General features: G+C 70.5%; 6 protein-coding genes. 3 read left to right on the top strand and 3 right to left on the bottom strand.

Going from position 1 to position 10,880, the window contains the following annotated elements; translation table 11 throughout:
• Positions 1-14 precede the first annotated feature (14 nt).
• Both AB0I04_RS23175 and AB0I04_RS23180 read right to left on the bottom strand, forming a co-directional pair.
• Positions 15-2,150 carry a PQQ-binding-like beta-propeller repeat protein gene (locus AB0I04_RS23175; RefSeq protein WP_360887791.1) on the bottom strand — a complete coding sequence of 712 codons (2,136 nt, stop codon included), beginning with the start codon at positions 2,148-2,150 and terminating at the stop codon, positions 15-17.
• Positions 2,150-4,297, bottom strand: coding sequence for a PQQ-binding-like beta-propeller repeat protein (locus AB0I04_RS23180; RefSeq protein WP_360887794.1), 2,148 nt, complete (start codon positions 4,295-4,297; stop codon positions 2,150-2,152). The genes AB0I04_RS23175 and AB0I04_RS23180 overlap by 1 nt, the downstream gene beginning before the upstream one ends.
• Positions 4,298-4,528: 231 nt before the next feature.
• Between AB0I04_RS23180 and AB0I04_RS23185 the strand changes: the two genes are divergently transcribed.
• Both AB0I04_RS23185 and AB0I04_RS23190 read left to right on the top strand, forming a co-directional pair.
• Positions 4,529-4,663, top strand: a complete 135-nt coding sequence (locus AB0I04_RS23185) for a hypothetical protein (protein ID WP_360887796.1) — start codon at positions 4,529-4,531, stop codon at positions 4,661-4,663.
• 573 nt (positions 4,664-5,236) lie between these two features.
• Positions 5,237-7,648: a lamin tail domain-containing protein gene (locus tag AB0I04_RS23190; protein ID WP_360887799.1), complete on the top strand. Its 2,412-nt coding sequence runs from the start codon at positions 5,237-5,239 to the stop codon at positions 7,646-7,648.
• A gap of 120 nt (positions 7,649-7,768) precedes the next feature.
• On the opposite strand, the gene AB0I04_RS23195 is transcribed toward AB0I04_RS23190, so the two are convergent.
• Positions 7,769-9,361, bottom strand: a complete 1,593-nt coding sequence (locus tag AB0I04_RS23195) for a phosphodiester glycosidase family protein (protein ID WP_360887802.1) — start codon at positions 9,359-9,361, stop codon at positions 7,769-7,771.
• 180 nt (positions 9,362-9,541) lie between these two features.
• Between AB0I04_RS23195 and AB0I04_RS23200 the strand changes: the two genes are divergently transcribed.
• Entirely contained in the window at positions 9,542-10,768 is a 1,227-nt protein-coding gene (locus AB0I04_RS23200; RefSeq protein WP_360887805.1) for an HNH endonuclease signature motif containing protein, read from the top strand.
• Positions 10,769-10,880: the final 112 nt, after the last annotated feature.

The following is a 10,880-nucleotide window of genomic DNA, read 5'->3' on the forward strand; positions in this document are numbered from 1 at the left end:
TGATGGTGGCGGTGTCAGGCACGGGCGAAGCGGAAGGCCAACAGGGTGGCGATCTGGGAGGCCGCCAGGACGGGGCCGGTGCTGGTCAGGGTCCACTGGTCGGTGCTGTCGGAAGCCTCCCCGGGGTGGCTCCACACCAGCCTTCCGGTGACCGCGTTCCAGCCGTAGAGACCCGGGCCCGTGGTGCCGGCCACACCGGTGCAGACCAGTCCGCCGATGGCGACCAGGGGGGCGGTGTCGTCGGCGGGGGTGTTGGCCGACCAGAGCCGCCGTCCGGTGCGCGCGTCGAGCGCGATCAGGTGCCGGTTGTCGAGGACGTAGGCGTACTTGCCCTTCACCAGGAAGGTCCGGTCCTGGGATCCTGACACGGTCGGTTCGTAGGCCCACTTCTGCTGCCCGGTGGCCAGGTCCAGGGCGTAGAGGATTGCGCCGCCCAGGTAGGCCATCCCGTTCGCCGCGGCGATCGTGAGACTCCCGCTCCCAGGATTACCGGACGCGTCCGCGACGTTGGCGGTCCAGACCGTCCGGCCGGTGGCGGCCGACAGTGCGTCGAGCACGTTACGGGCGGGGCTGCTGAAGACCAGGTCTCCGCTGCCGGGCAGGGTCATCCCCGGCGTGGCGTACGGGCGGGTCCAGCGGACCGCGCCGGTCACGGGGTCGAGCGCGAAGAGGGTGGAGTACAGCTTTCCGCTGGTGTCCTTGCCGGACGCTGCGATGAGGCTGCCGCCCTGGATCCCCTGGAGATCGGTCGCCGCGGGAGCGTGGTGGGTCCACATCTGCTTGCCGGTACGGACGTCAAGACCGATGATCGTCCCGTTCCTGTCGGCCAGGCCGAGCAGCCCGCCGGCCGGGCCGGACACGTGCTGGAGGTTGAAGCCGGACGGCAGGGGGAAGCTCCAGCGCTGCGCCCGTGAATAGGGGTCCATCGCGATGAAGTCACCGCTCTGGGCGGGCTGCGCGTAGATGAGGGTGTTATCGCTGCCGGCGCCGCTTATCTTGGCTGACCACAGTTTCCGTCCGGTGGTTGCGTCGAAGGCCGTCGACTTGTCGAGGAATCCGAAGACGACGACCGTACGCGCGAAGACCTGGGGCGCCGTGATGTCTCCGGTGGCGGGGGGTGTGGCTCGCCACAGGAATCTGGGCGGAGAAACGCGCCCGCTCCGGGCCGTCTCCGCCAGGGCTACGGCGGTGCCGCCGCCGACCACCGCGAGCCCGGCCGCCGCGGCTCCGCCCAGCAGCAGCCGACGCCGTGTCCTGGCACGGGCGACGGCTCGCAGGTCCAGGACGAGGGTGTGCTCGCGCTGTTGAAGCTCACGGTCGATGGCGTCGGGCAGCCAGCCGCGTGCGAGCGGCGGGGCGGCGAGCAACTGGGGCAGCAGCGCCGCGGGCGGGCGGCGGCCGGGGTCGGTGCTCAGGCAGGCGGCGACCATCGCTGCCAGCGACTGCGGCACGCCGTCCAGGTCGGGCGGCTGGTGCAGGGTCCGGTGGATGACGGTGTGCACGGGCCCGGTTCCGTACGGCGGGCGGCCGGTGGCGGCGAAGGCCAGAACCGCGCCGAAGGCGAACACGTCGCCGGCCGGGGCCAGGTCCTTTCCGCGGATCTGTTCGGGCGACATGTAGCCAGGCGAGCCGATGGCCTGGCCCTCGGCGGTGAGCCTGGTGCCGTCGGTGGCCCTGCTGATGCCGAAGTCGATGACCCGCGGGCCGTCCTTGGCCAGCAGGATGTTGGCCGGTTTGAGGTCGCGGTGCAGCAGCCCGGTCCGGTGGATGGCGATCAGCGCCTCGCCGAGTCCCGCGCCCAGGGTCCGCAGCCGATCCTCGGGCATCGGACCGTACCGCTCGACGGCGTCCTTCAGGCTGAGCCCGTTCACGTACGCGGTCGCCAGCCAGGGCACGGTCCCCTCCGGATCAGCGTCCACGACCGGGCTGGTGAAGGCGCCGCTGACCTTTCGCGCGGCCTCCACCTCGGCACGGAACCGGGCACGGAACATCGGGTCACCCGCCAGCTCCGGCCTCACCACCTTGATCGCCACCGCCCGGCCCGCAGGGGACGCGCCCAGGTAGACCCGGCCCATACCGCCCTCACCCAGCCGGCTCAGCAGCCGGTACCGGCCGACGTGTCCGGGATCACCCGGCTCCAGAGCAGCCATCAGGTGCCTCCCCGGAAGCAGTAGAGCTGCCTGTTGTCGGTCGCGTAGATGGTCGATCCGGACACGGCCAGACCCCAGCCGCCGTCGTTGTAGGACGGCCCCCAGTGCGCCCATGACGGTCCGCCTGCGGTGCCGGCGACGAAGAAACCGCTGTTGTTGCTCGTGCCGGCCGAGTCTCTGCCGTCGGAGAACGATGCGACGAGAAGGCGGGAGGAGCCGCTGTCGGAGGCGTCGGCCACCAAGTAGTCAAGGGCGGTAGGGCTGGAGGTCCGCTGCCAGCGGAGGGCTCCGGTGGCCTGGTCGTAGGCGTAGAACCCGGTCTGCCCGACCGTGATCACAGCGGAACCCAACGGCAGCACGGGCCTTTGGAGAAAATCGGACTTCTTCCACGCCACGGCCCCGTCGCGGGTGCTGACCGCCTGGAAGCTGGAGTCGCCGGTGGCGCAGAAGAACAGCAGGCCGTTCCCGAGCGTCAGGGGATACGCCGTGGATCTGCCATTACCCGTGAACCAGGTGCTGACCCACCGCCGGGCCCCGGTGACGGCGTCGATGCCGAAGATCTTCGAGGGGGTGATGATGTACACCGAGTCGCTGTCGGCGACACCGTCGATGACCTGGGCGTTGCTCGGGAAGCGCCACAGGACCCGCCCGCTGCCCATGTCCACGGCGAGCACGATCATCTGCTTGCCGGTGTGGTCCACGTTCGCGCCCACGAACACCGTGGTGCCGATCATTCCGTACGCATCGGTGAGGTTGGTGATGTCGCCGGGCAGTTCGATCGATCTGGCGGCCCCCGTCGCCGGATCGATGATGTAGATCATGTTCGACTGGGAGGTGTCTCTGGCACCGAGGCCGAAGACCGTGCTCCCAAAGACCCGGTACCCCGGGGTGAAAATGTCCCCGGTCGGGCGGCTGAGGGTCCAGAGCCGACGGCCCGAGGCGGCATCGACCCCGCAGAACCCCTTGTTCCCGCGCCACACCACCGTGCCGCCCGCCACCGAGACGCTCAGCTCCAGTCGGTCGGCGAACTCCGCGGGCCAGGACAGGGCCCAGGCGGATGCGGGAGCGGGCACGAGGCCGCTCGCGTGCGGGGCGGGCTTGACGGGCTTCGCGCTCTTGCGGGTCAGTGCCCAGGCCGTGGCGCCGCCGCCGGCACCCACCACCCCGACGGCCGCGGCAGCCGCCAGACGCAGGACGCGCCGCCGGCTCGGGTCGCCCGCGGCCGTCTCGTCGACCCGCGGCAGCGGCGGAGGCGGGGTGACCGGTCCACTGGACACCGCGGCGGCCGCCGCCTCCCGGGCCGCCACCTCCCGGCGAAGCGCAGGGGAGATCAGCGCCCCGGGATCAGAGGGGGTGAACGCGTCGAGCACGGCCGACGGCTCCGGGCGCTCGGCCGGCTCCTTGTCCAGGCAGGCGGCCAGCAGCCCGCGCAGCGGCGCGGGTACCCCGTCCAGCCGCGGCTCCCCGTACATCACCTGGTAGAGCAGGGAGGCCGAGTCGCCGGCGCCGAACGGCCCGACCCCGGTGGCCGCGTACACCAGCACACCCGCCAGCGAGAACACGTCGGACGCCGGGCCCACGTCCCTGCTGGCGGTGATCTGCTCGGGCGACATGTACGCCGGCGTCCCGACCGCGCCACCGGTGCCCGTGAGCTGCGAGGCGTCGATGGCCTTGGTGATGCCGAAGTCGATGACCTTGGGGCCGTCCTCGGCCAGCAGGATGTTGCCCGGCTTGAGGTCGCGGTGGATCAGGCCCGCCGCGTGGATGGCCAGCAGAGCCTCGACCAGCCCGGCCCCCAGCGCGCGCAGCGCGGCTTCCGGCATCGGGCCGATGGCGGTGACGGCCTCGGCCAGCGTGGGGGCCGCCACGTAGCCGGCCGCGAACCAGGGCAGCGACGCGTCGGCGTCGGCGTCCAGCACCGGCGCCGTGTACAGGCCGCTGACCCTGCGGGCGGCGGCGATCTCCCGCCGGAACCGCGCACGGAAACCCTCGTCCGCGGCGAACTCCGACCGCACGAGCTTGAGTGCCGCGAGCCGGGCACCGGGCGACCGGGCCAGGAAGACCGTTCCCATGCCGCCGGCACCCAGCCGGGCAAGCAGCTGGTACCGGCCGACCCAGGCCGGGTCCCCAGCCTGAAGCGGCTGCACGCACGTCCTCCAGCGACATCAGACCTGGACACGGAGCCTAGCAAACAAACAGATACTATTGTCTATAAGAAAATCGGCCATGTTCAAGGGCGGGAGCGGCGGCGATCGTACGACCACATCGGACCGCAGACACGGCGAGCCGCCCTCGGGAAGCGGATCCAGCGGCAGGCGGACGAGATCCTCGTCAACGCCGACGCCGCGCGAGAGGTCAACCGGGGACTGCTCGCCCTCGTGGTCCGGGGGCCGGCCGAGCTGCAGGAGTCGACCGGACGGCCGGCCTGCATCGATCCGCGCGAGGCGCTGGACCGCGTCTCGACGCTCTTCGCGCAGTTCGGCCAGTTCGCCGAGTCGGTACGCGACTTCTAAGCGCAAGCGGAATCTGATGAAAATCCTCGACCAGCATGGTCTCTGAGGGCGATCGTCCACGACTATTGCGACGGACGCCCTCCCTTCAGCCTCGTCGACGTACTTGCCGACGAGCCGCCGCAACTCGGCTTTCGCGGCTCGGGTGACCGGCGAGGACTGCAGGAGACCGGCCACCCGAACCCGGAAATGCCGCACAGCGCCCGAAGGACCGTTCCCTGCACGACCTCGTCGATGTCCGGAGGCCATTCGCCGACCCGATATGCGAAGCGCCCCGGCCGCTTGTGGTCACGCCGTCGAGTCCGTGGCCGAACTGGCAGAACCCGCCGATTCCCGTGACGTCGATTTGGTGGAATCAGTCACTGCCAACCGTTTCCGTGACCGTCTGATCACTTTGCGTTGGACGGTTTCCGGACTGATTCTCCGGCCGGAGACTCTACGCTCGTGCGCACCGGCGAGAGTCGACGATCCGTTCCCGAGAAATACGTTCACGCGCCATTTCCTCGCGGCCGTTCCACCACCATTATGGTGGCCGACACAAAACGGTCATCGGAGGAACTTTTGCGCGTCCATGTCTTGCCCGGGTCTACGAGGGCGATCGCGGGTGTCGCCGTCGGCGGCCTGGCGCTCGCCACCCTGGTCGCCGTCGGCGACTCACCGGCGTCCGCGACACCGGCGACGTCGGTAGTGGTCAATGAGGTGTACGGCGGCGGGGGGAACTCCGGCGCCACCTACACCAACGACTTCGTCGAGCTCACCAACCGGAGCGGCGCGGCCGTCAGCCTGGACGGCTGGTCGGTCCAGTACCACTCCGGCGGCGCGACCGGCGCCTGGCAGGTCACGCCGCTGAGCGGCTCGATCGCGCCGGGCGGCTTCTACCTCGTCGGTGAGGCGAAGGGCGCGGGCGGTACGCAGGCGCTCCCGGCGATGCAGGCCACCGGAACCATCGCGATGTCCGCCACCGCCGGCACGATCGCCCTGGTCCACGGCACCACCGCCCTGACGTGCGCGGACTCGGCGGCGTGCCAGAGCGCCTCGGTCGACCTCGTCGGCTACGGCACCGCGGCACTTAACGAGACGGCACCGGCGGCGGGCGCGTCCAACACCGCCTCCGTACAGCGAAGCGGCAAGGCGGACAGCGACGACAACTCCGCCGACTTCAGCGCCGGCGACCCGACCCCCGGCGCTGCGAACGCCGGGAGCGGAGGCGGCGGCGGTGGCGGCGGTGAGCCCGGTCCGCTGCGCATCCACGACATCCAGGGCGCGAGCTGGCTCTCACCGCACAACGGCGAGAAGGTCACCAACGTGCCCGGCGTCGTCACCGCGATCCGGTCGGCGGGCAGCAGCAAGGGCTACTGGATCCAAGACCCGACACCGGACGCGAGCCCGGCCACCAGCGAGGGCATCTTCGTCTACAGCTCCTCGCCGGGCGTGGCGGTGGGCGACTCCGTGCTCGTGTCGGGCACCGTCAAGGACTACTACCCGCTGTCCAGCGGCGACACGGTCGAGAAGACCTCCAACCTGTCGGTCACCGAGATCAGCGGCTCGACGGCGTCCGTGCTCTCCCACGACAATGCGTTGCCGGCGGCCGAGGTCATCAAGCCGGACACCGTCCCCGGCAAGTACGCCCCGGACCTCGGCGGCGCCAACATCGAGTCGACGCCGATCGACCCGGCCCGCTCGGCCCTCGACTTCTGGGAGTCGCGCGAGGGCATGCGGGTGCAGGTCGACGACGCCCGGGTGGTCGGCCCGTCCAACAAGTACGGTGAGCAGTTCGTCACCACCAAGCCGGCGCAGGCGACGACGTACCGCGGCGGCACCGAACTCCTCGCCGAGAACGCCGTACCCTCCGGCCGTATCGAGGTCGCAACCGCGGACGGCAGCAACCCGGGCGTCTCGGTCGGCGACGTCCTCCAGGGCGCGACGGCGGGCCCGGTCGACTACTCCCAGTTCGGCGGCTACACGATCGCCGCGACGCAGGTCGGCGCGGTCCAGCACAAGAACCTGCCGCCCGTCGTCGCCACCCCGCAGAGCCGCAAGCAGCTCGCGGTCGCGACGTACAACGTCGAGAACCTCGCGCCCGGCGACCCCGACACGAAGTACACGCGGCTCGCCCAGGGAGTCGTGAAGAACCTCGCCAAGCCCGACATCATCGCGGTCGAGGAAGTACAGGACAACACCGGCGCCACCGACGACGGTGTGGTCGCGGCCGACAAGACGCTGACCAAGCTGACCGCGGCGATCGTCGCCGCGGGCGGTCCGAAGTACGACTGGCGCGAAATCGACCCGGTCAACGACAAGGACGGCGGCCAGCCGGGCGGCAACATCCGGGTGGTGTACCTGTTCAACCCGGCGCGCGTGTCCTTCGTCGACCGGGGCGCCTCGTCCGTTGACCGCTCGACCACGCCGACGGCGGTCGAGAAGCTCAAGGGCAAGCCCGCCCTCACCCTGTCGCCGGGCCGGATCGACCCGGCCAACACGGCCTGGAACTCCAGCCGCAAGCCGCTCGCGGGCGAGTTCCGGTTCCGGAACAAGCCGGTGTTCGTCATCGCGAACCACTTCGCTTCCAAGCTCGGCGACCAGAACGCGGACGGCCGCTACCAGTACCCGGCGCAGTCGTCGGCGGTCCAGCGCGCGGCCCAGGCGACGGCGGTGCACTCCTTCGTCCAGCGGATCCTGAAGGTGGACAAGAAGTCCGACGTGGTCGTGCTCGGCGACCTGAACGACTACCAGTTCAGCCCCGCGCTGGCGGCGCTGAAGACGGGCTCCACGAGCGGGCACGGCACGCCGATCCTTACCGATCTGATCGCCACGCTTCCGGTGAACGAGCGGTACACCTACGTGTACAGCGGCATCTCGGAGGTGCTCGACCACATCCTGGTGACCCCAAGCACTCGCGGGGTGCGGTACCAGGTGGTCCACGTCAACGCCGAGTACACGAACCAGACGAGCGACCACGACCCCCAGGTCGTACGGCTGAAGCCGTGACCAGGCCGATCTCGTGAAGCACGCGGCGGTCACCTCGGCTTTTCGGCCGGGGTGACCGCCGCTTCTTTGCTCTTCGGTTAGTCACCGATCGTGATCACGCAGGTGACGCGGCCGGGCGGATCAGCGCGGGAGAACCTGCACGGTGTCGCCGACAGGGCGTTCGCCGGTCGCGTCGGACGGCTTGTTCACCAGGGTGCCGTTGACCGCCATCGTGGTCGATCCTCCACCGTCGAGGTTCAACGCGTTCACGGCGCCGAGCCCGCGCATCAGCTCGGCGGCCTCCTGGATCGTCGCGCCTTCGCTGACACCTGGCTGGCGGCCGTCGACGGTGACGAGGATGAGCCGTCCCCGGGCGTCCGTGCCCGCGAGGGTCCGGGGCTGGCGCTGTTCCGCCCAGGCGTAGCCGAAGGACAGGTCCGCCGGATCCACGAACCCCTCCGTGGCGGCGTCGATCGACAGGCGCCCGTCGCGTACGAGAATCGGCCCGGCGCTCACGATGCCGGTCTTGCCGGCCAACGGCACGGCCTTTCCGGACGAGTCGCGGACCCGCTCGTCGACGGCCAGCCGCCGTCCGATGACGGCGTGAGCTTTGAGCCACGTCGCGGCCGTCCCGATCCCCTGGAGCACCGAGCCCCCGGCCGGAACCGTACCGCCGCCCGTCCCCACACCGACCACCCGGCCACCGTGGTCGAGCACGGCCTGCGCGCCTGCCCCGGTGGGCAGGTTCGCTCCGTAGTGCGGGGTGAACAGCACGAGGTCGTCGGCGCTGGTGCAGGTGAAGTCTTGACGTGGTAGTTCGGTCGGTGACACTCCCGGCCGGCCGCAGTCACGGATCTTGCCCGGCACCCGGTTGACGCCATTGATCGCGTACGACGCCGCACCGTCGCGGACACTCGCGCGCGAGACGAGGTTCGCGACGCGGCTACGGTGGCCGTTGTTCTGCAGGATCAGAGCGGCCCGGTCGCCGGCGGACTGGGCGTCGAGAGTGCCACCGTAGGCGGCGAGGCTCGACTGCGTCCCCTGGACGCCGTCGGCGTCGGAGGTGATGAAGAAGCCGCCGTTGACCGCCAGGACGGAGCCGGCCGCGCGGGCCTGAGCGGACGTCGTCACCCGCCCGGCGACCGCACCGCCGTGATCGGCGACGACGCTCCCGTGGAACCGCGCGGGGTCCACGATGCCGAGGTGGACGCTCTCTCGGTCGGGCGCCTGGTCGACGTCGTAACCGGTCCACTCGGCGGCCGGGTGCAGGCCGGCGGAGGTGACCGCGGCCGCCTGCCGCTGCGCGTCCGCCTGGGCGGCGAACCCGCCGACGCGCACGCGGTTCCCCTCGGTGCCGTGCGGAGTGTCGGAGAAGGCGGGCCACGGCACCTGCTCGGTGCGTGCGTCGATCCCGGCTGCGGCCAGCTGCGCGACGGTCTTGGCGGCCCACTGGGCGTCTCCGAGCTCCGCCCAGGTGGCGGCGCCGGTCAGCCGGTTCACGGCCGGAGCCTGCACGGTCACGGTCCACACGGGATGCGCCTGCGGTACGGAGACCGACGCGGTACGGACCTCCACCCCTGGAACGGGCGACGTGGACGTCCACGTCACCGTCGCCGATTTCCACGGCAGCGCGTTCGCGCCCGACGGCGTGGCCGCCGTGGCCGGTCCGGCGACCACCGTCACGGACGCGGTGAGTAGGGCCATGCCCGCGACAATCCATCTGGGACGCGCCATGGACGACCTCCATGTAGACATATGGGGATTATTCGCCGGATAGTCGACCGCTCCGGCCCTCTCGGCGGGGAATGAACAGCCCACCGCCAGGTGAACTACCTCTTAAAGCTGCAGCGGAGGACCGGTGTCCGCGTAACCGCCAGCGCCACTTATGTCGGATATCGGGCGTACGGTGCGATCATGGCACTCTCCGACATCACGCGCGAAGCAGTCCTCGCTGCGGTCGCCGAGTGCGACCGCATGGGACGGGACGCTTTCCTGGACAAGTACGGGTTCCGGCGCGCCCTGCGCTACGTGCTCCGGTACGACGGACGGCTCTACGATTCCAAGGCCATCGCCGGTGCCGCCCACGGCCATCTGCCCGGCCACGCTCCGCTGACGGTCGGCGACCTCTCTGGCGGCATCGGTCACGCGGTCACCGCTCTGGAACGGCTGGGCTTCGAGGTGATCAGCGAACCCGCCGCACCGCGAACCGACGACGAGATCGTCCGGACGATCGGGAGGCTCCGACGTGCTCCGGACAGCGGCAAGCCGATGCTGAAGCAGGCCGTCGTCCTGCTGTGGGCGATCGGCCGCGCCCGCACCGGAGAAGACCGCCTCATGCGTTGGACGGAGACCGTCGCGGCGCTGGCCCCGTTGCTGGAGGAGTTTCGTCGCGACGGTGAACGTCGCCAGGGCCGGCCGGACTACCCGATCGCCGCCCTGTGCCACGCCGGGCTCTGGGACCTGCCGGGCCACACCAACGTCCCGCGCGCCCACGGCGACGCCGCGTTGAAGGCCTGGTTCGCCGAGCACTCGCCCGAAGGCGGTCCGTCGGCGTCGCTGTACGCGCTCGCCCGCGAATCGGGTGTGGCGAGAATCCGCTTCATCGAGGCGATCGCCGCGCGGTTCTTCGACGACTTCGACGAGAGCGGTCTTCTCGCCGCCGTCGGCCTCTACGACGAAGACGTCGCGACCGACGAGCCCTCGCCTCGTGCAGCCTCCGACCGGAAGACGGCGCCGAGGCACGTCACCACAGACCCGAAAGGTGACTACGCCCGACTGTGCGAGTCGGTCGCACGTTCGGAGGCGCGCACGCGCGGACGGCGTCACTCAAGCAACACCGAAGACCCGATCCGGCTCGCCGCCGCACGCTGCGCGGTCCTGATCCGCAGCGAAGGTCGCTGTGAGAGCCCCGAATGCGGCAGCCCGGCTCCGGACGTCAACGATCGCGGAGAGCCGGTCCTGGAGGTCGATCACGTCGACCAGATCAGCGATGGCGGCCGTGACCACCCGATCCAGATGATCGCGCTATGCCCCGACTGCCATGCGGTCAAGACGCGAGGCCGCAGTCGCCACCGGCTCATACCGCTGCTGGCGCAAACAGCGCGCGATCTTCATGACCGGTGGAGCGCCGCCGAGGCGTGATCGCCTAGCAACCGGGTGTTCATGTCGGGCGTCTCATCTGCGAGCACCATCGGCACTTCCACACCGCCATTTGGAGCTACCAGCCAAAGGACCCGGAATATCAGGTCTACAA

It is taken from the genome of Actinoallomurus sp. NPDC050550 (assembly GCF_040655075.1).
Taxonomy (GTDB): Bacteria; Actinomycetota; Actinomycetes; order Streptosporangiales; family Streptosporangiaceae; genus Actinoallomurus.